Source organism: Actinomadura bangladeshensis (genome assembly GCF_004348335.1).
Lineage (GTDB): Bacteria > Actinomycetota > Actinomycetes > Streptosporangiales > Streptosporangiaceae > Spirillospora > Spirillospora bangladeshensis.
In genome coordinates this window covers 1-23,984 of the sequence record NZ_SMJW01000122.1, presented here as the reverse complement: position 1 = coordinate 23,984, position 23,984 = coordinate 1, and the positions used below count along the sequence as shown (strand labels likewise).

The window sequence follows — 23,984 nt, the reverse complement described above, 5'->3', positions numbered from 1 at the left end:
GGGTTACCGGACACCGTGCCGCGCCCCCAGCCGCCCGGCTTGAAGATCCACCCCCACCACGTCGCCAGGTAGGTCACCACGCCCACCACGACGAGCTGCACGAACGCCGGCACGGCCTCCAGCAGCAGCGTCCCGGTGAAGGGGGCCCGCACCCCGGCCGCGCGCCGGGCGCCGTAGTCCCACAGGACGACCATCAGCCCGAATGCGGCGACGTAGAAGATCCCCGTCCACTTGGTGGCGCAGGCGAGGCCGAGGCAGATCCCCGCCGCCCACCGCCAGCCGTGCGCGAGGAACGGCCCGTAGACCGAGGTGTCCCCGCGCTCGATCTTCCCCGCGAGGACGCGCCGGGACCGGTCCCGGTCGTTCACCAGGCACGCGAACCCGGCGAGGATCCAGAACATCACGAAGACGTCCAGCAGCGCGGCCCGGCTGGTCACGAACGCCAGCCCGTCCAGCGCGAGCAGCAGCCCGGCGGCGCAGCCGAGCAGCGTCGACCCGGTCATCCGGCGCGCGACCCGGCACAGGATCAGCACCGACAGCGTCCCGGCCAGCGCCGGCATGAACCGCCACCCGAACGGCGTCGCGCCGAACATCCACTCGCCGATCGCGATCATCCACTTGCCGAACGGCGGATGCGCGACGAACGCGGGCCCGTTCGCCCAGATGTGCGCGTCCGGGTCGGCGATCAGCAGCTTGTCGGCGTTCTCGACGGTGTTGTGCTCCCAGCCGAACTTCAGCAGGGCCAGCGCGTCCTTGGCGTAGTAGGTCTCGTCGAAGACCACCGCCTTCGGCGACCCCAGCCGGTCGAACCGCAGGTACCCGGCGAGCACGGTGACCAGCAGCGGGCCGAGCCAGGACAGCAGCGCGCTCCCCGGAACGGCGGGCGCCAGCCACTCCCGCAGCGAGCCGCCCCGCCGCCGCATCGCACCCACCGAGGCGGGAACCAGATCCGTCGTCGCCATCCAGTCATCGTAAGGGTGCGCGGCGGCGCGGACCCCGGCCACCGCTCGCCCTGGGAGACTGAGAACGTGACTGGGACTCTGGTGCTGGCGGCGGCGCCGCTCGGGCGGGCCGAGGATGCTTCGGTGCGGCTGCGGGAGGCGCTGGTGGACGCCCCGGTGATCGCGGCCGAGGACACCCGGCGGCTGCGGCGGCTGGCGGCGGACCTCGGGGTGGAGCTGACCGCGCGGATCGTGGTCTACAACGACGTGACCGAGCGGGCGCGGACGGCGGGGCTGGTGGCGGAGCTGGCGGCCGGGCGGGACGTGCTGGTGCTCACGGACGCGGGCATGCCGGGGGTGTCGGACCCCGGGTACCGGCTGGTGCGGGCGGCCGTCGCCGAGGGGGCGCCGGTCACGGTGCTGCCGGGGCCGTCCGCCGTGACGACCGCGCTGGTGGTGTCGGGGCTGCCCACCGACCGGTTCTGCTTCGAGGGCTTCGCGCCGCGCAAGCCGGGGGAGCGGGCCCGCCGGTTCGGGGCGCTCGCGGACGAGCCCCGCACCATGGTGTTCTTCGAGTCGCCGCGCCGGCTCGCCGCCACGCTCGCGGCGATGGCGGAGGCGTTCGGCGCGGACCGCCCGGCCGCGGTGTGCCGGGAGCTGACCAAGACCTACGAGGAGGTCCGGCGGGGGACGCTCGGCGAGCTGGCCGCGTGGGCGGACGGCGGGGTGCTCGGCGAGATCACCCTGGTCGTCGGGGGTGCGCCCGAGCGGGCCGGGCTGACCGAGCCGGCCGAGCTGGCCGCCGCCGTCGCCGCCCGGGAGGAGGCGGGCACGCCCCGCAAGCAGGCGATCGCCGAGGTCGCGAAGGAGAACGGTGCCCCGAAACGCGCGGTTTACGACGCCGTTGTCAAGGCCAGGAAATAGTCACCGGCATCGGAGCGGTCCAACCGGTTCATTCGGGGAATGACTCAGATCGGTGACACGTGGCGGGGGCAGTCTGTGCTCGGCGGAGCCACCATGGAACTGGGGGCGCGGGACGCGCGAGACGGTCGCCGAGGAGGTGAGTGCCGTGCAGGATGCATGGTCGAGCCACGAAGTATGGGTCTTCGAGTGCCTGAGCTGCGCGACGACCTGGAGCGAGGAGTTCGAGGTCCGGCACGCCGGAGACGGCCACGGCAACGAGGCCGTCGTCTACGAGCGCCGGGGCCAGCCCTGCATGACGCCCTGGATGGACCGCCTCTGCCCGAACTGCCAGAGCCGGAACGTCAAGGCGCTGTCGGCGATGCGGGGCAAGGAGGCGGAGATCCCGAAGGCGCGCACCGGCAGCGACGTCGCGATGGTCTTCCACCTGCGCCGCATGCACGCCTGGTGACGCGCCGGCGGGATCACTTCGCCGCGACCTCGGGGACCTTGGCCTCGATCTCCGGCACGTCCGGCGCCGGAGCGTCCTTCGCACCGGGCCGGCGGCGCAGCCGCCGGGTCCAGCCGGCGACGGTCGCGCGGACCTCGAGTGTGAACGCCGTCCCGGCCGCGAGCGCCGCCAGCGGGACGGCCGGCAGCACGTACCGGTAGTCGAACTCGGCGGTCGCGGCGGGCGCGAGCAGCAGCCCGGTCGCGAGCGTCCACGGCAGCAGCGCCTCGCCGCCGAACCGGCGCCACAGCGGCACCAGCCCGGCCAGGCCGAGCAGCAGGATGCCGCCGAGCATCGTCCCGCGCAGGTAGAAGACGTCCTGGTAGCCGCGGACGACGCCGGCGAACGGCTCCACGACCTGCGTCTCGGCGTTGCCCCGCTCGTACGCCTTGGCCTCCTGGGAGGCGACCCCGCCGCCCGGCATGTGCCAGTCGGGCAGCTTGCGGCTCTTGCTCTCGAACTCGTACTGCGAGTACGTGGCCGGGTCGGGGAAGACCGTCCGCTCCCACCGGAAGACCCGGAAGAAGTCGTGCGCGACGACCTGGAGGTAGTCGCCGGGCTGCGCGATGATCGCGCGCTTGGCGAAGTCGTTGGCGAGCGCGTTGTTCTCCGGGCTGAACCGGGTGCCGGTGTAGCGGTTGAGCGGCGACTGCCGGTTCCAGATGCCGTCCTGGGAGTTGGGCAGCCGGTTCGCCGGCTCGGTGCACAGCGGGTACTCGCGGACGGGCAGGTCCTTCATCTGGTGGCAGTCGGCGAACTTGTAGACCCGCGCGTACAGGAAGATCCCGTTGCTCTCGGTGATCGCGACCTTGCCGCCGTCGACCTTGTACCAGCCCATGTACGCCACCACCGGCAGCATGCACGCCGCGAGCATGATCGCGATCGGCCGCCAGCCGGCCCGCCGGATGAGCAGGTACACCAGCACGCCGAGCAGCACCGGCATGCCGACCGAGCGGGTCAGCCACGCCATCCCGACGATCAGCCCGACGGCCGCGGCGATCTTCCAGGACGGGCGGTCCCGCCACAGCAGCAGCGTGACCGCGCTCATCACCAGGAAGGTGAACATCGTGTCCGACAGGACGAGGTGCTCCAGCTGGATCTGGTAGGCGTCCAGCAGGCCCGGCGCGGCGGCGAGCGCCGCGCCCCAGCCGGGCAGCCCGAACCTGCGCCGCAGCAGCGCGTAGACCATCACGCCCATGGCCAGCCCCATCAGGTGCTGGATCGCGGCGACGAGCGCGAAGCTGTGGAACGGCTTCAGGACGTAGAGGAGGAAGGCATAGCCGTCGGGACGCAGCGGGTGCGGATAGGGGTCGGTGGCGACGTGCAGATAATCGAAGCTGTCGTTGAAGAACATCACCGGCTGGTAGCCGAGCATCGCGATGAGCCGGAGCAGCGCGGCTGTGGCAATGATCACACTGAACACCGGATGCCGGCGCGCCAGCGTCCACAGCCCACGCGCACGCCGCTTACCACCCGAAACCGCCGCATCTCCGGCGGTTCCCGCATTATCCGGCGTGGCGCCGCCCTTTCCGCCGGCCTTCCCGCCGGACCCGCGGCCCTTCTTCAGGACGGTCGCAGTGGTGGATTCCGGGCCGTCCGCATCACCTTTGCCAGAATTTGCCGGAGTGCTCGTCCGGCCGGGCGTGTCGGCCTTCGCGGGTGTGCCGCCCGCCATCGCGCCGGGCCCGGGGGCCTGCGCGGGCCCGCCGACCTCAGCGGACGCGCCGCCGGCGGCCGGTCCGGCGCCGTCCGGCGCGGAGCCGGGTCCTGTGTCCAGCGCGGTGCCCTGCGGCGATTCCCCCGCCACTGCCGCACCTCCCCTTCGGTGTCCCGCCCCCGGTCCGGTGGCACTGCTGCTCGTTCCGGCGACACTGCGTTCTCCGGCGCGCGTCACAGCCGTCCCACCCTTTCCGGGCCGCCGTGCCCGTATGCTTGACGTCCTAGCCTGCCGCCCGCGACCGTTCCGGAGAGGGTTTTTCGGTTGCAAGTGGGCAACACGATACGGGTGCTCTTGACGAGAGCGGCCATCATGACCCGTCCTCGGCAGGCATCATGAACGACGACGGGCCGCCCCGCGGAACAACTGAGATTAGTGGAAAACACCGCAGACGGTCACCAGGGGTAACGAAGGAGCTCGCGTGGAACTCTCCGTAGTGATGCCATGTCTGAACGAGGCCGAAACGGTCGAGACCTGCGTCCGCAAGACCATCGGCTTCTTCGAGGACAACGGCATCGACGGCGAGGTGGTCATCGCCGACAACGGCAGCACCGACGGCAGCCAGCAACTGGCCAGGGACGCGGGCGCGCGGGTCGTGCCGGTGATCGACAAGGGCTACGGCAACGCCCTCATGGGCGGGATCCGGGCCGCGCGCGGGAAGTACGTCGCCATGGGCGACGCCGACGACTCCTACGACTTCACCACCCTCGGCCCGTTCCTGGACGAGCTGCGCGACGGCGCCGACCTCGTGATGGGCAACCGGTTCAAGGGCGGCATCGCCGACGGCGCCATGCCGCCGCTGCACCGCTACCTCGGCAACCCGGTGCTCAGCTTCGTCGGCCGGCTGTTCTTCGGCAGCAAGATCGGCGACTTCCACTGCGGGCTGCGCGCCTTCGACAAGGACGCGATCATGCGGCTCGGCCTGCAGACCGGCGGCATGGAGTTCGCCAGCGAGATGGTCGTCAAGGCCACGCTGCAGGGCTACGACATCCGCGAGGTGCCGACCACGCTGTCCCCGGACGGCCGGTCCCGGGCCCCGCACCTCAACACCTGGCGTGACGGATGGCGTCATCTGCGCTTCCTCATGCTCTACAGTCCCCGCTGGCTCTTCCTTATCCCCGGATTGGTCTTCATGACTCTCGGCCTCATCGCCGGGATCGCGCTGTCGACCGGCCCGGTCACCGTCGGGGAGATCGCCTTCGACGTCGACACCCTGGTCGGCGCGTCCGCCGCCCTCGTGATCGGCTTCCAGGCGGTGCTGTTCGCGCTGCTCACGAAGGTCTACGCGATGCAGGAGGGGTTCCTCCCGCACGACCGGCGCGTCCAGAAGATCATCGACTGGTGGAGCCTGGAGCGCGGCCTGCTCATCGGCGGCCTGCTCGCCCTCGCCGGCCTCGGCGGCCTCGTCGCGTCGCTGCTGCACTGGCGGGTCAACAACTTCGGCGAACTGGACCCGCGGCACTCGCTGCGCATGGTCGTGCCCGCCGCCACCGCGCTCGTCATGAGCTTCCAGGCGATCTTCGCCTCGCTGTTCGTCAGCATCCTCGGCATCCGCCGCCGCCAGCACCCGCCGCTCGTCGACCCGGCCGAGGAGGCCGCGGGCGTCGTGGACGCCGCCGCCCACAAGGCCAGGCGCGCCGCCGAGCACGGCGAGCAGGCCGAGCAGGCCGAGCAGGCCGAGCAGAGCGGCAAGGCCGAGAAGACCGGGAAGACCGAGAAGAAGGTGTCGGCCGGCACGGGCGACGCCGCCCCGGCCGAGGACGGCGACGGCACGTCCGGGCGCTGACGCCCGCGCCCGTACTGAGAAGCCCCCGAGCGCTTCCAGGCCGCGGTCGGGCGCCCCGTCCCCACTGTGACAGGCTTGTCCAGCAATGGATCTTCGTTCACCGACCCGTCGCGCGCGGCGCGGCGCGCGCCGATGAGCGCCCGTCCCCCGGCGGGCGCGCAGGCCGCGGCGCGGTCCGCCGTGCGGCCGCCGGTCGCCCCCGCCGAGCGGCGCGACGCCCCGACCCGGGCCGGGCGCCGCCGCTGGGCCTGGCTGTTCGTGCTCGGCTGGGCGGCGCAGGTCGCGCTGCGGCTGTGGCTCGGCTCGGGGCAGACGATCCCGGTGGCGACGCCGGACGAGTCCGGATACCTGTTCGCCGCCCGCGTCCTCACCGGCGGCCCCGACGCCGACATGTCGTTCGGGACGGTCTACCGGGGCGGCTACCCCCTGCTGCTGCTCCCCGCGGCCTGGCTCGGCGACGGCCCCGTCGCCGTCTACCGGGCCGCGCTCGTCGTCAACGCGCTGATCAGCGCGCTGATGCTGCCGCTCGGCTACCTGCTGCTGCGCCGGCTGCGGGTGCGGCGGCGCTGGTCGTATGTGTTCGCGCACGTCACCGCGCTGCTGCCGTGCGTGCTGTTCTACTCCGCGTTCGTGCTGACGGACGCGATCCTGCCGGTCCTGTTCACCGGCTGGCTGCTGCTCGCCCACGCGTGGCTGACCGCGCCCGCGAAACCGCTCGGGCACCGCGTGTCCGTCCGGGCGCTGCTGTGCGGGGCGGGGGCGTCGCTGCTCGTCGCCTACGCCGCCACCTGCCATACGCGGGGCGCGATCCTGCTGGCCGTGCAGGCGGCGCTGATCCTGGCCGCGCCGGTGTTCCGGTGGCGGTCGTGGCGGAACGCGTCCGCCGCCGCGCTGGTCCTCGCCGCGGCGACGGCCGCGGGGATGCTGCTGAACCGGTCGCTGCTGCCGCACATGTACCCGTACGGCGACAACGACCTCGGCGGGAACGTCGTCCGGCGGCTGACCACCCACGACGGGTGGGGCTGGATGCTCTCGCTCGGCACCGGGCAGGTCTGGTACCAGGCCGTCGCGACCGGCGGGATCGCGGCCGTGGGCCTGCTCGCGGTCGCGGCCGCGGTGGTCCGGCCGCCGATCATGCTGCCGGGCTCGCCGGGGCGGACGCGGGCGCTGGGCCTCGCCGTCCTCGCGATCGTGGCGGGCATCGCGTTCGCGACCTCGGCGGCGCTGCCCGTCGAGTACCGCATCGGCAACTACGTGTACGGCCGCTACCTCGCCTGCATCACCCCGGTGCTGTTCGCGGCCGGTGTCGCCGTGCTGACGCGGGCCCCGGCCCGGACGCTGCTGCGGGCGGCGCCGGCGGCGGCCGCGCTGACCGTCGCGGCGGCGTGCGTCGTCCAGTGGTACGCGGGCGACCTGCTCAGCCGGTACACCTTCACGGCCTACGACTTCCCCGAGACGTCGCTGCTCACGTGGGACTGGACGTCGTTCCGCCTCTGGCACGCCACCCTGGCCGGCCTCGTCCTGCTGGGGCTGTCGGTGGCGGTCGCGCGGCTGCGCCGGCACGGCCCGCTGCTGCTCGCGGGGCTGCTCGCCGCCGTCGCGGTCGCCATGTGCGCCACCGCGATCGACCGGATCGCGCAGCCGCTGGTGCGCGCCGAGACCGCGCACACCGATCTGCGGGACCGCGTCGACCTGCGTGCGCAGCGGTCCATCGCCGTCGACTGGAACGTCCCGTGGACGCTGCGGCTCTCGCAGTTCTACTGGGCCTGGTGGAGCGACGGCAGCGTCTTCGACGCCCGGTGGACCGCCCCGCCGCAGAACGTCGACATGGTCGTGCTGGCGTGGCCGAAGGACGTCCCCGCCACCGCGTCCTGGCCGAAGGGCGCCCCGCCCGGCTGGCACGTCGCCGACAGCCGCCGCACCATCCAGGGCGACTGGGTCGCCTGGACCCGATGATCCTCGGCTGAGTTACTCCTCAGGAGGAAGGGGCGGCGGGTTCCACAACTGCAGGACGCCGTCGGAGGAGCGCCACATGAGCGTCCAGCCCTCGGCGGGGGACGGCCGCCAGCCGCCCGCGATCTGCGACTCCATGCCGCGCCACCGCGTGTAGAGCATCGGGCCCTCCATCGCGTCGCGCGGGATCTGCGGCATGTAGTGCGGCCAGTCGCGGATCTCGCCGCGCCAGACCGGATCGCCCCACATATCGCGGGTGTAGAAGGTGAGGGTCTGCGCGAGCCGCCGGTCGGCGGTGATCAGCGTGATGCCGCGGTGGTCGCCGAGGTAGCCGCGCAGCTCGTTCCACGCCCTGTCGCGCGGCAGGTCCGGGACGGCCTGGACGGCCGCGACCGTGTACCACCCGCCGAGCGCGACCGCGAGGACGGGCACCGCGACGGTCTTCAGCCGCCACCGCGACACCCACTGGGCGGGCAGCATCCGGAACATCAGGATCAGCGACCCGAACCCGCCCGCGAGCAGCGCGGGCAGCACCGCGAACCAGTACCGCTGCAGCCAGGCGCGCAGCGAGATGCTGTTCGGGTCGAGGACGCCGGAGAACAGCGTCAGCGGCACGGCGAGGGTGAAGAACCACACCAGCACCAGCGCGAGGCGCCGGTCGCGGGTGACGGCCCATCCGATGATCGTGAGGGCGAGCGCGGCGGTGAAGACCAGGCCGAGCGGGTTCCAGTCGTGCATGGCGCGCAGGAAGGAGCGGGCGGCGAGCTCCCGGGTCACGTAGTCGCGGGACTGGCCGCCGTGCTCGGCCGCCGACATCAGCCCGGCGAGGGGGCTGCCCCACACCAGCTGGTTGTGCACGAAGTTCAGCAGCAGGATCGCGAGCATCGGCGCGCCGACCGCGACGTTGCGCCGCCACGGGATCCGCAGCAGCGCCAGGTAGGCCGGGATCGCGAGGAACAGGAACGCCAGGAACTCGCGGACGAGGAACGACGCGCCGAGGCACACCCCGGCGGCGAGCAGCAGCCGGGTCTGCGCCCGCCCGGTCCGGCGGCTCGCGACGACGAGGCCCGCCATCCCGATCGCGAACAGCCCGGCGCCCGGCATGTCCGGCAGCATCACCCCGGTCGACCAGGTGATCTCGTGGCCGAACGGGTTCGTCATCGTGAAGAACGGGTGGACCAGCAGGACCGCCGCGGAGGCGAGGCCCGCCACGTCCCCGAACAGCGACCGGACGACCAGGTACGTCCCGGTGAAGAACAGGATCCCGCCGAGCGCGGCCACGGTGAAGTAGGCGGCCTGGCCGGGCCCGAGGACGTCCTGGACGAGCCGCGCCGGCAGCACCAGCCCGATCCGGGTGACCTGGTGGGGGACCTCGTCGAACGGCCACTGGGTGAGCGGGATGTCGGGCCAGTCGCGGGCGGCGAGCCACACGTAGTACGGGTCGAAGTACAGCGGCGGCACCATGGTCGCCCACTGGGCCAGCACCGCGGACGCCGCGACCAGCAGGGACAGCCACACCACCCGGCGCGTCCGGCGCACCCGGCCGAGCACCCGCGCGGCGCGGCGGCCCCGGGGCGGCGCGTCCGGTCCGGCCTCGTTCGGCGACCGGCCGAGGGCCTCGTCGGACGTGGTCTGGGCCATGCCTGGGCTCCCCCGCCTCCGCTGATCAACCTGCCCCGGAACCCGGACCAGGTTACTCGCGTGCCGCGGCCTCCGTGACGCGACTACCCTTGATTGCATGTCCTCGTCAAGCCGTCACATCTTGACCGCGCCCGCCTGGCCGTACGCCAACGGGCCCCGTCACATCGGGCACGTCTCCGGATTCGCGCTGCCCGCCGACATGTTCAGCCGCTACCAGCGGATGGCGGGCAACAAGGTCCTGATGGTCAGCGGCACCGACGAGCACGGCACCCCGATCCAGGTGCAGGCCGACAAGGAGGGCGTGACCGCCCGCGCGCTGGCCGACCGGTACAGCTCCGTGATCGCCGAGGACCTGCACGGCCTCGGCATGACCTACGACCTGTTCACCCGGACGACGACGCTGAACCACTACGCGGTCGTCCAGGAGGTCTTCAAGGGCCTGTACGACAACGGCTACATCTTCCCGACCAAGACGATGGGCGCGATCTCGCCGTCCACCGGCCGCACCCTCCCGGACCGCTACATCGAGGGCACCTGCCCCATCTGCGGCTACGACGGCGCGCGCGGTGACCAGTGCGACAACTGCGGCAACCAGCTCGACCCGATCGACCTGATCAACCCGGTGTCGCGGATCAACGGCGAGAAGCCGAAGTTCGTGGAGACCGAGCACTTCATGCTCGACCTGCCCGCCTTCACCGAGGTCCTCGGCCGGTACCTGCGCGGCAAGCAGGGCCAGTGGCGGCCGAACGTGCTGAAGTTCGCGCTGAACCTGCTGGACGACATGCAGCCGCGGGCGATCAGCCGCGACCTCGACTGGGGCGTGCCGATCCCGCTGGACGGCTGGCGCGACAACCCGGCGAAGAAGCTGTACGTGTGGTTCGACGCGGTCGTCGGCTACTTCTCCGCGTCGGTGGAGTGGGCGAGGCGGTCCGGCGACCCGGAGGCGTGGCGCGCCTGGTGGCAGGACCCTGAGGCCCTGTCCTACTACTTCATGGGCAAGGACAACATCGTCTTCCACGCCGAGATCTGGCCGGCGATGCTGTTCGGCTACAGCGGCCAGGGCGACAAGGGCGGCACGCCCGGCTCGCTGGGCGCGTTGAACGTCCCGACCGAGGTGGTGTCGTCGGAGTTCCTGACGATGGAGGGCAAGAAGTTCTCCTCGTCCCGCAACGTCGTCATCTACGTGAAGGACTTCCTGGAGCGCTACGACGTCGACGCGCTGCGCTACTACGTCGCGGTCGCCGGCCCCGAGAACCAGGACACCGACTTCACGTGGGCGGAGTTCGTCCGCCGCAACAACGACGAACTGGTCGCCGCGTGGGGCAACCTCGTCAACCGGTCGGTGAACATGGCGGCGAAGAACTTCGGCGCGATCCCGGACGCCGGCGACCTCACCGACGCCGACCGGGCGCTGATGGAGCGCAGCCGCACCGCGTTCGCGGCGGTGGGCGCCGAGCTCGGCCGGTCCCGGTTCAAGAACTCGATCACCGAGGCGCTGGACGTCGTCCGCGACGCCAACCGGTACCTGTCGGACCAGGCGCCCTGGAAGCTCAAGGACGACCCCGAGCGGGTCAAGTCGATCCTGCACACCGCGCTCCAGGTCGTGGACGACGCCAAGACGCTGCTGACGCCGTTCCTGCCGAACTCCTCGCAGAAGGTCTACGAGATGCTCGGCGGCGAGGGCGTGTGGAGCGGCATGCCGAGGCTGGAGACGGTGTCGGAGGAGGGCGGGCCCGACTACCGGGTCCTCACCGGCGACTACGCGACCGAGGCGCGCTGGGAGTCGGTGCCGATCAAGCCGGGCGTGCCGCTGGCCAAGCCGGCGCCGCTGTTCAAGAAGCTCGACGCCTCCGTGGTGGACGAGGAACTCGCCAGGCTGGAGAACACGTGACCCGAGACGGGGACGGGCAGGCCGCACGGTCCTACCCGCCGTTGCCCGAGCGCCTGCCCGTGGACGTCTTCGACAGCCACTGCCACCTCGACATCGTCGAGACGCCGGTCGACGAGCAGGTGAAGGCGGCGAAGGCGGCGGGCATCGCGCGGATCGTCACGATCGGCTGCGACCTGCCGTCGTCCCGGTTCGCGGTGGAGGCCGCCGACGAGTTCGACGACGTGTACGCGGCGGTCGCGATCCACCCGAACGAGACGACGGGGATCTCCGACGCCGTCCTGGAGGACGTCGCGCGGCTCGCGGCGCATCCGAAGGTCCGCGCGATCGGCGAGACCGGCCTCGACTACTACCGCGACTGGGCGCCGAAGGACGACCAGCACCGCTCGTTCCGCGCCCACATCGCGATCGCGAAGCGCACCGGCAAGGCCCTGGTCATCCACGACCGCGAGGCCCACGACGACGTGCTGGCGATCCTGGCGGAGGAGGGCGCGCCGGAGAAGGTGGTCTTCCACTGCTACTCCGGCGACGCCCGGATGGCCGAGGTCTGCGCCGAGCACGGCTACCTGATGAGCTTCGCCGGGAACGTCACGTTCAAGAACGCCGAGCCGCTCCGGGACGCGCTGCGGGCGGCGCCGCTCGACCTCCTGCTCGTGGAGACCGACGCGCCGTTCCTCACCCCGATCCCGCACCGGGGCAAGCCCAACGCGTCCTACCTGATCCCGCACACGGTCCGCGCGATGGCCGAGGTGAAGGGCGTGGACGTGGCGGAGTTGTGCACGGCGATCGCCGCGAACGGGGAGCGCGTCTTCGGCCCCTGGTAGCCCCGGCGGCGAGTCCGGCAGCGCGGGGACGCAGCGTGCCGGACGGTGCTTCTGGGGGCGAAACGGTGCTTCTGGGGGCGTTGAGGTGGCGGAGCACGGGCGGGTGCCTCTAATCTCTGGCCCATTGAGCGGGCGCCCCCGAGCCCGGCCCCCTGGAGGAAAACCCCCGTGCTTGCGAACACAGTCCGTCGTACAGCCATGCTTCCGGCCGTCTCCGCCGTGCTGGCCACGGCGATGCTGGCCACGGCGTGCGGCGGCGACGGAGCGGGCCCGAAGGGCACCTCGCCGGTCGCGGACGCCCCGAAGACCAGCGCCCCCGCGCCGCGCAAGATCGTCCTCGTGGTCGACGGCAAGAAGACCGAGACGATGACGACGGGCGCCACCGTCCAGCAGGTCCTCGACCAGGCGGGCCTCGCGCTCGGCCCGCACGACCTGATCAAGCCGGCCGTCGACCAGCCGCCGGGCGACGTCATCAAGATCCTGCGGCTGCTGTCGGAGCCGAAGCTCAAGGTCGTCAAGACGCCCGCCAAGACGATCCGGAAGAACAGCTCGTCGGTGCCGCCGTGGAGCGAGAAGGTACTGCGCGAGGGCAAGTCCGGCATCAAGATCGTGAAGTGGGCCTACGTCCGGCACAAGGGCAAGAAGGTCCCGAAGATCATCGCGCAGAAGGTGAAGCGCAAGCCGGTCGCGCGGGTCCTCGCGGTCGGCCCGAAGTCCGCCGCGACCGGGTCGGCGGCGCGGCTGAACTGGGCCGGGCTCGCCAAGTGCGAGTCGGGCGGCAACCCCAAGTCGGTGAACCCGGCCGGGTACTACGGCCTCTACCAGTTCTCCATGGCCACCTGGGGCTCGGTCGGCGGCAAGGGCAAGCCGTCCGACGCCAGCGCGGGCGAGCAGACCTACCGCGCCCAGCTCCTCTACAACAAGGTCAACGGACGCTGGCAGGGCCAGTGGCCCAACTGCGGCAAGTTCCTGTTCTCCTGACCTCCTCCCAAGCTGGAACAATCGACGGATGGGGGAGACGCGGGGATTGCTCGGGCCGGCGGACGTGCGGGAACTGGCGGCGCGGCTCGGCATCCGGCCGACCAAGACGCTCGGGCAGAACTTCGTCATCGACGCCAACACCGTCCGGCGGATCGTCCGGGCCGCCGGGCTGTCGGAGGACGACGCCGTCATCGAGGTGGGGCCGGGGCTCGGGTCGCTGACGCTCGCGCTGCTGCCGGCAGCGCGGCGCGTCGTCGCGGTCGAGATCGACCCGGCGCTCGCCGCCGAGCTGCCCGCCACGGTCGCGGCCCGCGAGCCGGATCTCGCGGGGCGGCTGGAGGTCGTGCACGCCGACGCGATGAAGATCACACGGGTGCCGGGCCCGGAGCCCACGGCGCTCGTCGCGAACCTTCCCTACAACGTCGCCGTCCCCGTCGTCCTGCACCTGCTGGCCGCGCTGCCGTCGCTGCGGACCGCGCTGGTCATGGTGCAGGCCGAGGTCGCCGACCGGATGACCGCCGCGCCCGGCTCCAGGATCTACGGGGTGCCGTCGGTGAAGCTCGCCTGGTACGGGGATGCGCGCCGCGCCGGGGCCGTCGGCCGGGCGGTGTTCTGGCCGGCGCCGAACGTCGACTCCGGGCTCGTGGCGTTCACCCGCCGCGACCCGCCGGCGACCGCGGCGTCCCGTGCGGAGGTGTTCGCGGTGGTCGACGCCGCGTTCGCGCAGCGCCGCAAGACGCTGCGCGCCGCCCTCGCGGGCTGGGCGGGGTCCGCGCCCGCGGCCGAGGAGGCGCTGCGCGCCGCCGGCGTCGATCCGCGGGCCCGGGGCGAAGCGCTGGACGTGGCCGCCTTCGCCCGTATTGCCGAGTATGGTCCTTCACGCCGGGGAGATCGGTCCCCGACCCCCTAGGCGGGCGCTTCCCCGGGGGGACGGCCCCAGCGGGGCGGCACAACACCAGCACGAGCCGGAGGTCGATGTGAAGGCGCGTTCGCGGACGGCGCGGACCAGGGTGCCCCGCAGGGGGATGCGGGCGCCGCTCGTGGGGACGGCGCTGCTCGCGACCGCGGGCATGGTCGCCACGGTGGCGGCCGGCTGCGGGGACGGCGCGGGCGCCGCCCCGAAGATCACCACGACGGCGCGGGCCGGGGTCGCGCCGGTCCCGCCGCAGCAGGGCGCCTACTTCGGGGCCTGGGTGCCGCCGGACGAGGGCCGGGGGCCGTCGGCGTCGCCGAGCCCGTCCGGATCACCGTCGGGCTCGCCGTCCGGCCGGGACGCCGGCAAGCCGGGCATGGCGCCCGTCGCCCGCTTCGAGCAGCAGCTCGGCCGGCAGCTCGACATCGTGCAGAGCTACCGGGGCTGGAAGAGCGAGTTCCCCGGCGACCTGGAGAAGTCCGTCGCCGACGGCAACCGGTACCTCCTGCTGACCTGGGGCGGCGCCGACACCCGGGAGATCGTCCAGGGCAAGTACGACGACCTCATCGCCAAGCGCGCCCGCGCCGTGAAGGCCCTCGGCAAGCCGGTGTTCCTGCGCTGGTCCCGGGACATGGACCGGTCCGCCGCCCAGAAGCGCGTCCACTCCCCGGACGACTTCGTCGCCGCGTGGAAGCACCTGCGGGAGATCTTCAAGCAGCAGAGGGTCGACAACGTCGCGTGGGTGTGGTGCCCCACCGCGCGCGGGTTCGGCGGCGCCGACGCCGGGTCCTTCTACCCGGGCGACGACCAGGTCGACTGGATCTGCGCCGACGCCGAGCCCGGCGGTGACTACGACTACCGCGACCTGTCGGAGTCCGTGAAGCTGTTCATGCAGTGGGCCCGCAAGCACAAGAAGCCCATCATGATCGCTGAGTTCGGGGTGCCGAAGTCCTACGGCACGCGCCGCGCCGAGTGGCTCCGCGGGGCCGCCGAGACCCTGCAGGACCCGCAGGTCAAGGCCGTCGTGTACTTCGACTCCGACGAGCAGGCCGCCAACGCCCGCGACAAGCGGCACGCCTACTCGGTGACCGGCGACAAGCACGCGATGTCCGCGCTCCGCGAGCTCGCGACCACCCCGTACTTCAACCCCCGCAACCTCCCCGTCACCAGCGGGGGGTAGCGGTCCCGTAGGGTTTCGACCGTGAGCGCAGTGACCGTACGCGTCCCCGCCAAGGTCAACCTTCAGCTCGGCGTGGGGCCGATTCGCGACGACGGCTACCACGACCTCGTCAACGTCTTCCACGCCGTCTCCCTGTTCGACGAGGTGACGGCGGAGCCCGCCCGGGAGCTCGCGGTGAGCGTCCAGGCGGCGCCGCACTCGCGGGTGGACGTCGCCGGCGTCCCGACCGGTGACGGCAACCTCGCCGCGAAGGCGGCCCGGCTCGTCGCCGCGCGGCTCGGCGTGCAGCCCCGGGTCGCGCTGCGGATCCGCAAGGCGATCCCGGTCGCGGGCGGCATGGCGGGCGGCAGCGCCGACGCCGCCGCCGCGCTGGTCGCCTGCGCCCGGCTCTGGGACGACCGGGAGCAGCCCGTCCTGTCCCGGGACGACCTGATGGAGATCGGCGCGGACCTCGGCAGCGACGTCCCGTTCGCCGTCCTCGGCGGCACCGCCGTCGGCGTCGGCCGCGGCGAGCGGCTCACCCCCGCCCTCACCCGCGGCACCTTCCACTGGGTGTTCGCCACCGCCGACGGCGGCCTGTCCACGCCCGCCGTCTACGGCGAGTGCGACCGGCTCCGCCTGGCGGCGGGGGAGACGGCGGCGTGGCCGGCGGTCTCCGCGGAGCTGATGACGGCGCTCGCCACCGGCGACGCCAAGGGGCTCGGCGGCGCGCTGTCCAACGACCTGCAGCCCGCCGCGCTGTCGCTGCGCCCGTCGCTGCGCCGCACGATCGACGCGGGCCGCGACCTCGGCGCGATCGGCGCGCTCGTCTCCGGCTCCGGCCCCACCTGCGCGTTCCTCGCCGAGGACGCCGAGGACGCCGCCGACCTCGCGGACGCGCTGCACGGCGCGGGCGTCGCCGAGCAGATCGTCCGGGCGTCCGGCCCGGTCCCGGGCGCGACCGTCATCTGACGTACGGCGGTTCGTGACGTACGGCGGTTCGTGACGTACGGCGGTTCGTGACGTACGGCGGTGGTGACGTGCGGTGGCGTGCCCACGGCGCTAAGTAGGTGCGCTCGGCACACAAGCGAACCTCCCGCCCGCGACGGACGTCCTACTCTCCGTGACAGCGATTCCCTGCCGCACCGATCCCTCCGGCGAGGTGGAGCGATGACGATTCTGTCCGGGCTGCTCGGGCTGGTCGCGATCGCCATGATGGCGACGCTGGCCGTGCTGGCCGTGCGCCGCGACCGTGACATACGCCACAACGCGCCTGGCGCGACCCTCCGGAACGCTACTGTGCGGGGCCGTGCCGGTGATCGATCCACGCCGCCGGCCGTCCGCTGACCCGTCCGACACGGGAGGCCGGTGATGGAGACGAGTTCCGGAGGTCTGAGCATGGTGATCCTGCTCGTGCTGCTGCTCGTCCCGGTCCTGCTGATCGGGGCCTTCGTGCTCGTCGTGGTGCTCGTCCTCCGCAAGTCGGGCGGCTCGGGCACGCCCCCCGCCTACGGCCAGCCCGGGTACGGCCAGCCGGGGTACGGCCAGCCGGGGTACGGCCAGCCGGGGTACGGCCAGCCGGGGTACGGCCAACCCGGCTACGCCCAGCCCGGATACCCGCAGCCCGGGTACGAGCAGGCGGGGTACTCGCAGCCCGCCTACCCGGAGCCCGCGCCGCCACCGCTGCCGCCGGCCGGAGCCGCCCCGTCGGGGGAGCCGGAGACGCCGTCCGACGACCGGCCGGAGACGTCCGGGAGCTGATCGGCGCGGCGGGCCGTCCGAGCGGTGCGGCGGGGGCAATAGGGTTGACGGTGCCGTGAATCTGATCAACCTTGAGAACGTCGCCAAGGCCTACGGGCCCAAGCCGCTGCTCGACGCCGTGTCCCTCGGCCTGGACGAGGGCGACCGCGTCGGCGTCGTCGGCCGCAACGGGGGCGGCAAGAGCACCCTCGTGTCCGTCCTGGCGCGCGAGACCGAACCCGACGCCGGGCGCGTCACGCACGCGCGCGGGCTGCGGCTCGGCTACCTGACCCAGCGGGACGCGTTCCCGGAGGGCGCCACCGTCCGGTCCGTGGTGCTGGGCGACCGCGCCGAGCACGAGTGGGCGGGGGACGTCCGCGTCCGCGACATCCTCGCCGGGCTGCTCGCCGACCTCGACCTGGACGCGCCGCTCGCCGGGATGTCCGGCGGCGAGCGCCGCCGCGTCGCGCTGGCCCGGCTGCTCGTCCCCGAGTCCGACCTGCTGATGCTGGACGAGCCCACCAACCACCTCGACATCGAGGCGATCGACTGGCTCGCCCGGCACCTGAAGGGCCGCAAGGTCGCGCTGCTCGTCGTCACGCACGACCGCTGGTTCCTCGACGAGGTCACCGACCGGACGTGGGAGGTCGTCGACGGCCGCGTCGAACGCTACGAGGGCGGCTACTCCGCCTACGTCCTCGCCAAGGCCGAACGCTCCCGGATCGCCGCCGCCACCGAGGCCAAGCGGCAGAACCTGCTCCGCAAGGAGCTGGCGTGGCTGCGCCGCGGCCCGCAGGCCCGCACGTCCAAGCCCAAGTTCCGGGTCGACGCCGCGCAGGCGCTCATCGCCGACGAGCCGCCGCTCCGCGACTCGGTCGAGCTGACCCGGTTCGCGACCGCGCGGCTCGGCAAGACCGTCTACGACATCGAGGACGTCACCGTCGACCTCGGCGGCAAGGAGCTGTTCTCCCGGATGACGTGGCAGCTCGGGCCCGGCGACCGGGTCGGCCTCGTCGGCGTCAACGGCAGCGGCAAGAGCACCCTGCTCCGCCTGCTGGACGGGGCCGTCCAGCCGGTGTCCGGGACGGTCGTGCAGGGCAAGACCGTCCAGCTCGCGCACCTGTCGCAGAACCTGGAGGAACTGGACCCGACCCGGCGCGTCCTGGAGTCGGTCGAGGAGATCCGCCGCCGCATCACCGTCGGCAAGCGCGACTGGACGGCGAGCCAGATCCTCGAACGCCTCGGCTTCGCCGGGGACCGGCAGTGGACGCCCGTCGGCGACCTGTCCGGCGGGGAACGCCGACGCCTGCAGCTCCTCAGGCTGCTGATGGGCGAGCCGAACGTCCTGCTCCTGGACGAGCCCACCAACGACCTCGACATCGAGACCCTCACCGAAGTCGAGGACCTCCTCGACGGATGGCCGGGCACCCTCGTCGTCGTCAGCCACGACCGCTACTTCCTGGAGCGCATCACCGACCACGTCGTGGCGCTGCTCGGCGACGGCCGCGTGTCGATGCTGCCGGGCGGCGTCGACGAGTACCTCGAACGCCGCGCCGCCGGGACCGCGCCGAAGCCGGGCGCCGCGCCCTCCGCCGCGAGGCCGGCCGATCGGCCCGCGGCGGCGTCGGCGCCGCCGAAGGCCAAGGGCGGGCAGGACTGGAAGGCCCGCAAGGAGCTCGACCGCCTCGAACGCCGCCTGGACAAGCTCGCCGGGCAGGAGGCCGAGCTCCACGAGCAGCTCGCCGCGCACGCCACCGACTACGCCAAGCTGCAGGAACTGGACGCCCGGCTGCGGGAGATCCAGGCCGAGGCCGCCGGCGTCGAGGAGGAATGGCTGATGCTCGCCGAGGATCTCGGCTGACAGGACCGCGGCTGGAGTATCCGGTCCGCGGCGGGCATGATCCCCCAATGACGACTTGGATCATCAAGACGGACGCGCCCGGCGACGGCCCGCGGCTCGCCGTCAAGGACGCCATCGACGTGGCCGGGCTGCCCACCACTGCGGGCTGCGCGGCCATCGCCGAGCGCGCCGAGGCGGCCGCCGCGGACGCGCCCGTCGTCGCCTCCGCCCGCGCGCGGGGCGCCCGCATCGCCGGCAAGGCCAATCTGAACGAGCTGTGCATGGCCGCCGACGGCGTCAACCCGTGGTCCGGTACGCCGGTGAACCCGCTCGACCCGTCGCGGGTGCCGGGCGGGTCGTCCAGCGGCTCCGCCGTCGCCGTCGCCACCGGCGAGGCCGACGTCGCGTTCGGCACCGACACGTCCGGGTCGATCCGCATCCCCGCCGCGTGCTGCGGCATCGCCGGGCTGAAGACCACCAACGGGCGCGTCTCGGTGGAGGGCGTGCACCCGCTGTCGCCGACCCTGGACGTCGTCGGGCCGCTGGGACGCGACGTCGCCGCCGTCGTCCTCGGCATGGATCTGATCGAGCCCGGGTTCACGCCCGTCCCGTATGACGCGTCCCTGCCGATCGCGCGGCTCCGGGTGCCCGGCGTGGACCCGGCGATCGACGCGGCCGTGGACGACGCGCTCCGGCGCCTCGGCCCGTTCAGCGAGGTCACGTCCGCGCACTACGAGGAGGCGGCCACGGCCAACGGCGTCATCGTCAGCGTCGAGGGCTGGGAGCAGAACGGCCACCTGCTCGGCGAACCGGACAAGCTGAGCGGGCGCATCCACCGCCGCATCCAGCACATGAAGGACGTGCATGAGGCCGGGATGCTCGACTGGGCCCTCGGCTTCCGCACGTCGTTCCGGGCGGAACTGGACGCGATCCTGGCCCGGCACGCCGCGATCGCCCTGCCCGTGCTGACCTGCGTGGCCCCCGAACCCGACGAGGCGGACGAGTCCGACCTCCTGCTGACCACGCTCACGGGCCAGGCCAACGTGGCCGGGCTGCCCGCGTTCGCGCTCCCCGTGCCGCTGCCGGGCTCGCACCTGCCGGCGTCCGTCCAGCTCATCGGCCCGGCCGGGGGAGAGGAGCGGCTCTGCGGGCTGGCCGCCGCCCTGGAGGCCGCGTCGGCCTAGTCCCGGTCGAACGGGACGAGGAGGGTGCGCAGCAGGTCGGCCAGCGCCGCCCGCTGCTCCGGGCTGAGGCCCTCCAGGATCCCCTGCTCGCGTTCGAGCAGGTCGGCGAACGCGGCGTCGACGCGCGTCAGGCCCGCCTCGGTGAGGCGGACCTGCACGCCGCGCTTGTCCTGCGGGTCGGGGTGGCGCTCGACCAGGCCGGCCGCCGCGAGCCGGTCGATGCGGTTCGTCATCGTGCCGGACGTCACCAGCGTCGCGCGCAGCAGCCGCCCCGGGCTCAACTGGTACGGCGCGCCCGCCCGGCGCAGCGCGGTGAGCACGTCGAACTCCCACGACTCCAGGTCGTGCGCCACGAACACCGCGCGGCGGGCGCGGTCCAGGTGCCGGGCCAGCCGGGACACGCGGCTGAGGACCTGCAGCGGCCGGACGTCCAGGTCCGGACGTTCCGCGTTCCACGCCTCGACCAGCCTGTCGACCTCATCGCGCATCCCGCCAGCCTACCTGTCTCGATATCGAGACACACGCCCCGATCACGCCCCGCCTCGTTGACCTGCGGCGTGTTGTTGCTTCCGACGCGCTCATACCAACAACACGCCGCAGGTCAACGAACCAGGACTCTTGACATCAAGATAAGGGCCAGGGCATGCTGTGTCTTGATGTCGAGAGAAAATGCGGCCGAGTGGGATCCCGCGCAGTACGGGGTCTTCGGCGACGAGCGCGCGCGGCCCTTCGCCGAGCTCGTCGCCCGCCTCGGCGCGCACCTCGGCGGGGACGCGCCGGCCCGGGTCGCCGACCTCGGCTGCGGCAGCGGCGAACTCACCGCCACCCTCGCCGCCCGCTGGCCCGGCGCCGTCATCGAGGCCCTCGACAGCTCACCGCAGATGATCGGCGAGGCCCGCAGGCACGAGATCCCCGGGCGGCTCTCCTTCCGCGTCGGAGACGTCACCGCCTGGAGGCCCGGCGGGCCCGTCGACCTCATCGTCTCCAACGCCGTCCTGCACTGGGTCCCCGAGCACCTCGACCTGCTGCCCCGATGGGCGGACGCGCTGGCACCCGGCGGGCGCCTCGCCTTCCAGGTCCCCGGCAACTTCGGCGCGCCCAGCCACGTGCTGCTGCGCGAACTGGCCCGCTCCGACCGGTGGCGCGCCAAGCTCGGCCACCTGCATCGGGACGCGCCCGTCCTCGACCCGGCCGGCTACCTCGACCTCCTCGCCCGGCACGGCTGCGCCGTCGACGCGTGGGAGACCACCTACGCGCAGGTGCTGCACGGCGACGACCCCGTCCTGGAATGGGTCAAGGGCACCGCGCTCCGGCCCGTCCTGTCCGCGCTCGACACCGGCGAGACCGCCGAATTCCTCACCGACTACAGGGACCGGCTCCGCCGGGCCTACCCCGCCGCGCCCTACGGCACCGTGTTCCCCTTCAGGCGGATCTTCGTGATCGCCACCCGGAACACCACCTAGACGGGATGCCGCCCGTCCGCCCGAGGGAAGCGACTCGTTCCCCTGCGGTGTGCCAACTCGGACGGGAGGGCGGCGTCCGCAGCTCCCGGACTCGCGACCCGAGCCCGGCGACCCCTGGCCGGTGGCCGCCCGGACGAACTCCGGCGGCCACCGGTCGTCACGTCGACGGGTCGGCGATGCCGTCCAGATCCCGGCGCGCCCGGCGCCGCTCCCGCTCCGCCCGCGCCGCGGCCTTCTCCTCGGCCTTCTCCGCCTTCGCCGCGGCCTTCTCCGCCGCCCGCTCCCGGCGCTCCTGCTCCTTGCGGCGCCGCCGCGGGTCCAGCGACGGCTTCGGCTCCAGCGCCGCCAGGCCGTTCCACGCGAGGTTCACCACGTGCGCGGCGACCTCCTCCCGGCGCGGCTTGCGGACGTCCAGCCACCACTGGCCCGTCATCGCGACCATGCCGACCAGCATCTGCGCGTACATCGGCGCGAACTTGTCGTCGTAGTCGTGGCGGTCGAACTCCTGCGCGAGGACGTACTCCACCTCGCCCGCTATCTCGCTCAGCAGGCTGGCGTAGCTGCCGGTGCCCGTCCCGCCGTGCGAGTCGCGGACGAGGATCCGGAACCCGTCCGGATGCTCCTCGATGTACTCCAGCAGCGCCAGCGCGGCCTTCTCCAGCTTCCCGCGGTAGTGGATCGCCGAGTTCAGCGCGTCGGTGACCAGCCTCAGCAGGCGCTCGAACTCCCGGTCGACGACGACCGCGTAGAGCCCCTCCTTGCCGCCGAAGTGCTCGTACACCACGGGCTTGGACACGCCGGCCGCCGAGGCGATCTCCTCCACCGAAGTGCCGTCCAGGCCGCGCTCGGCGAACAGCGAGCGGCCGATGTCGAGGAGCTGCTCGCGGCGTTCCTTGCCGGTCATCCGCTTTCTGCGCGGTCTGGGAGCGGGATCTGTCACGGGATCAATTGTGGCGGTCAAACCGCCTGCTTCGTGCGTTTCGCCGCCAGCCTGTCGCTGTTCGGCCACCGGACGTCGTACGCCCAGCCCGCCTTCTCGAAGCCCTGGATGATCCGGGCGCTGATGTCGACCTGCCCCTTCAGCACCCCGTGCCGCGCGCACGTCGGGTCGGAGTGGTGCAGGTTGTGCCACGACTCGCCCAGCGACGGGATCGCCAGCCACCACACGTTCCGGGACTTGTCGCGCACCTCGAAGTCCTCGCTGCCGAAGGTGTGGCAGATCGAGTTGATCGACCACGTCACGTGGTGCACGAGCGTGATCCGGACGAACCCGGCCCAGAACAGGGCGGTGAGGAAGCCCATCCAGGACATCGTCACCAGGCCGCCGATCGCCGCCGGGAGCAGGAACGAGACCGCCACGAGCCCGGGGAACGCCATGTGGATGCGCCTGATGTCGGGGTCGTTCAGCAGGTCCTTGGCGAACCGCTGCTTGGACGTCCGGTTGGCGTCGAACAGCCAGCCGTAGTGCGCCCACACCAGCCCCTTCGCCAGCGCCTTCCAGTCGTCGCCGAACCGCCACGGCGAGTGCGGGTCGAACTCCTTGTCCGAGTGCTTGTGGTGCCGCCGGTGGTCGGCGACCCACGTGATCACCGGGCCCTCGATCGCCATGCTCCCGGCCAGCGCCATGAAGATCTTCAGGCCGCGCTTGGCCTTGAACGACCCGTGCGTGAAGTACCGGTGGTAGCCGACCGTGATGCCTCCCGCCGACAGCAGGTAGAACACCGCCGTGAGCACGACGTCCGTCCAGCCGAGGAACCGGCCCCAGGCCAGCGGTACCGCCGCGAACAGCGCGAGGAACGGCACGCCGGTGAACACCGCGATGAGCACCCGTTCCGCGCTGCCCCGCGCCTCGGGGTTGATCTCGGGCCGCGGTCGCCGTCGAGGAGGAGTTTCCACGGTTGGAGCCGTTGCCATGCGTCACCACTTCCTGTGACTAGGGGATCCTTACCTACGCCAACGTAACCTACGCAACCGTAAGTTGGACAGGGTCGAACGATGATTCAAGGGAGAAACTGCCCCTCCAGCCACAAAGACCCTCCTGCGTCCCGCCGGTCGCGAGACACCGAGAAAGTGCCTCCCGCCTGCCGTGACCGCCGGCCCCGCGCCGCCGACTCCCTCGCCGGCCTGCCGGTGGGGGACGCGTCCGACCAGTTCTTCCTGCTGGCCAACCGGTGCGTCGCCGCCGAAAGCGGTGTGCCGCCCGCGCCGTGACACTGGACGGACGACACGGAGATGGCCTGCTCCGTAGTGGACGTTCTAAACCGATTCGGACAAATCGGCCAGGACGCACCGGCCGCGGCCGTCGCGGACCGCACGGACCTCCGCCGCGGGTGGTTCCGCGACACCCGGAATCGGGTGGGTTTCCCTGCGCGGGTGTCGGTATCGTTGGGCCGTCGGTTCGGGTCGTGCCCGAATCGTCCGCTTTGATCCGGCGTGGTGTAATTGGCAGCACAAGGGTTTTTGGTGCCCTTAGACAAGGTTCGAGTCCTTGCGCCGGAGCTGTCTGGAATGTCCCCTGCGGGGTGCGCGGGGTGGGGGACGGG

The 23,984-nt window shown here is 72.6% G+C and carries 22 protein-coding genes and 1 tRNA gene; 17 read left to right on the top strand and 6 right to left on the bottom strand.

Annotation, left to right across the window (positions count from 1 at the left end):
• On the bottom strand, positions 1–962 hold a 962-nt coding region (locus E1284_RS22920), incomplete at its 3' end, for a phospholipid carrier-dependent glycosyltransferase (protein WP_131942179.1).
• Between the two features lie 66 nt (positions 963–1,028).
• On the opposite strand from E1284_RS22920, the gene rsmI reads away from it, so the two are divergent.
• Positions 1,029–1,865, top strand: coding sequence for a 16S rRNA (cytidine(1402)-2'-O)-methyltransferase (gene rsmI / locus E1284_RS22915; RefSeq protein ID WP_243714680.1), 837 nt, complete (start codon positions 1,029–1,031; stop codon positions 1,863–1,865).
• Between the two features lie 145 nt (positions 1,866–2,010).
• Positions 2,011–2,313 carry a hypothetical protein gene (locus tag E1284_RS22910; protein ID WP_131942178.1) on the top strand — a complete coding sequence of 101 codons (303 nt, stop codon included), beginning with the start codon at positions 2,011–2,013 and terminating at the stop codon, positions 2,311–2,313.
• Positions 2,314–2,326: 13 nt separating this feature from the next.
• Here E1284_RS22910 and E1284_RS22905 read toward each other — a convergent pair whose 3' ends face one another.
• Entirely contained in the window at positions 2,327–3,766 is a 1,440-nt protein-coding gene (locus tag E1284_RS22905) for a hypothetical protein (RefSeq protein ID WP_243714679.1), read from the bottom strand.
• Positions 3,767–4,490: 724 nt separating this feature from the next.
• On the opposite strand from E1284_RS22905, the gene E1284_RS22900 reads away from it, so the two are divergent.
• Both E1284_RS22900 and E1284_RS22895 read left to right on the top strand, forming a co-directional pair.
• Entirely contained in the window at positions 4,491–5,855 is a 1,365-nt protein-coding gene (locus E1284_RS22900; RefSeq protein ID WP_243714678.1) for a glycosyltransferase family 2 protein, read from the top strand.
• A 75-nt stretch (positions 5,856–5,930) separates the two neighbouring features.
• Positions 5,931–7,811, top strand: coding sequence for a hypothetical protein (locus E1284_RS22895; protein WP_131942177.1), 1,881 nt, complete (start codon positions 5,931–5,933; stop codon positions 7,809–7,811).
• 12 nt (positions 7,812–7,823) lie between these two features.
• On the opposite strand, the gene E1284_RS22890 is transcribed toward E1284_RS22895, so the two are convergent.
• Positions 7,824–9,449, bottom strand: a complete 1,626-nt coding sequence (locus tag E1284_RS22890) for an ArnT family glycosyltransferase (RefSeq protein WP_131942176.1) — start codon at positions 9,447–9,449, stop codon at positions 7,824–7,826.
• A gap of 97 nt (positions 9,450–9,546) precedes the next feature.
• Here E1284_RS22890 and metG point away from each other — a divergent pair, with 97 nt between their 5' ends.
• From metG to E1284_RS22845, 10 genes are all read left to right on the top strand, one after another.
• Positions 9,547–11,340 (top strand): methionine--tRNA ligase, encoded by a 1,794-nt coding sequence (gene metG, locus E1284_RS22885; protein ID WP_131942175.1) that lies wholly within the window; start codon positions 9,547–9,549, stop codon positions 11,338–11,340.
• A complete protein-coding gene (locus E1284_RS22880; RefSeq protein WP_131942174.1) occupies positions 11,337–12,161 on the top strand; it encodes a TatD family hydrolase in 825 nt (274 codons plus the stop codon). The genes metG and E1284_RS22880 overlap by 4 nt, the downstream gene beginning before the upstream one ends.
• A gap of 198 nt (positions 12,162–12,359) precedes the next feature.
• Positions 12,360–13,142 carry a resuscitation-promoting factor gene (locus E1284_RS22875; RefSeq protein ID WP_131942173.1) on the top strand — a complete coding sequence of 261 codons (783 nt, stop codon included), beginning with the start codon at positions 12,360–12,362 and terminating at the stop codon, positions 13,140–13,142.
• A 28-nt stretch (positions 13,143–13,170) separates the two neighbouring features.
• Positions 13,171–14,052: a 16S rRNA (adenine(1518)-N(6)/adenine(1519)-N(6))-dimethyltransferase RsmA gene (gene rsmA / locus E1284_RS22870; protein WP_131942172.1), complete on the top strand. Its 882-nt coding sequence runs from the start codon at positions 13,171–13,173 to the stop codon at positions 14,050–14,052.
• Positions 14,053–14,167: 115 nt separating this feature from the next.
• Positions 14,168–15,235 carry a glycoside hydrolase family 26 protein gene (locus tag E1284_RS22865; RefSeq protein ID WP_131942171.1) on the top strand — a complete coding sequence of 356 codons (1,068 nt, stop codon included), beginning with the start codon at positions 14,168–14,170 and terminating at the stop codon, positions 15,233–15,235.
• 21 nt (positions 15,236–15,256) lie between these two features.
• Positions 15,257–16,186 carry a 4-(cytidine 5'-diphospho)-2-C-methyl-D-erythritol kinase gene (locus tag E1284_RS22860; RefSeq protein WP_341770413.1) on the top strand — a complete coding sequence of 310 codons (930 nt, stop codon included), beginning with the start codon at positions 15,257–15,259 and terminating at the stop codon, positions 16,184–16,186.
• A gap of 198 nt (positions 16,187–16,384) precedes the next feature.
• On the top strand, positions 16,385–16,561 hold the full coding sequence (locus E1284_RS41690; RefSeq protein WP_163053480.1) for a hypothetical protein: 177 nt from the start codon (positions 16,385–16,387) through the stop codon (positions 16,559–16,561).
• Between the two features lie 24 nt (positions 16,562–16,585).
• The gene (locus E1284_RS42575) at positions 16,586–16,975 is read left to right on the top strand and encodes a hypothetical protein (protein ID WP_207923903.1); all 390 of its coding nucleotides are present in this window, start codon (positions 16,586–16,588) and stop codon (positions 16,973–16,975) included.
• Between the two features lie 55 nt (positions 16,976–17,030).
• The gene (locus E1284_RS22850) at positions 17,031–18,815 is read left to right on the top strand and encodes an ABC-F family ATP-binding cassette domain-containing protein (protein WP_131942170.1); all 1,785 of its coding nucleotides are present in this window, start codon (positions 17,031–17,033) and stop codon (positions 18,813–18,815) included.
• Between the two features lie 47 nt (positions 18,816–18,862).
• The gene (locus tag E1284_RS22845; protein ID WP_165965384.1) at positions 18,863–19,978 is read left to right on the top strand and encodes an amidase; all 1,116 of its coding nucleotides are present in this window, start codon (positions 18,863–18,865) and stop codon (positions 19,976–19,978) included.
• On the opposite strand, the gene E1284_RS22840 is transcribed toward E1284_RS22845, so the two are convergent.
• Positions 19,975–20,466 (bottom strand): MarR family winged helix-turn-helix transcriptional regulator, encoded by a 492-nt coding sequence (locus tag E1284_RS22840; RefSeq protein ID WP_131942168.1) that lies wholly within the window; start codon positions 20,464–20,466, stop codon positions 19,975–19,977. The two genes, E1284_RS22845 and E1284_RS22840, sit on opposite strands and share 4 nt — an antisense overlap.
• A 168-nt stretch (positions 20,467–20,634) precedes the next feature.
• Here E1284_RS22840 and E1284_RS22835 point away from each other — a divergent pair, with 168 nt between their 5' ends.
• A complete protein-coding gene (locus E1284_RS22835) occupies positions 20,635–21,441 on the top strand; it encodes a trans-aconitate 2-methyltransferase (RefSeq protein ID WP_131942167.1) in 807 nt (268 codons plus the stop codon).
• 157 nt (positions 21,442–21,598) lie between these two features.
• Here the strand turns inward: E1284_RS22835 and E1284_RS22830 are convergent, their stop codons facing one another.
• Both E1284_RS22830 and E1284_RS22825 read right to left on the bottom strand, forming a co-directional pair.
• Positions 21,599–22,345 carry a TetR/AcrR family transcriptional regulator gene (locus E1284_RS22830; protein ID WP_207923902.1) on the bottom strand — a complete coding sequence of 249 codons (747 nt, stop codon included), beginning with the start codon at positions 22,343–22,345 and terminating at the stop codon, positions 21,599–21,601.
• Positions 22,346–22,398: 53 nt separating this feature from the next.
• Entirely contained in the window at positions 22,399–23,355 is a 957-nt protein-coding gene (locus tag E1284_RS22825; protein ID WP_131942166.1) for an acyl-CoA desaturase, read from the bottom strand.
• A 156-nt stretch (positions 23,356–23,511) separates the two neighbouring features.
• Here E1284_RS22825 and E1284_RS41685 point away from each other — a divergent pair, with 156 nt between their 5' ends.
• Positions 23,512–23,652, top strand: coding sequence for a hypothetical protein (locus E1284_RS41685; protein ID WP_165965383.1), 141 nt, complete (start codon positions 23,512–23,514; stop codon positions 23,650–23,652).
• Between the two features lie 216 nt (positions 23,653–23,868).
• Positions 23,869–23,940, top strand: a tRNA-Gln gene (locus E1284_RS22820).
• The last annotated feature ends 44 nt before the right edge of the window (positions 23,941–23,984 follow it).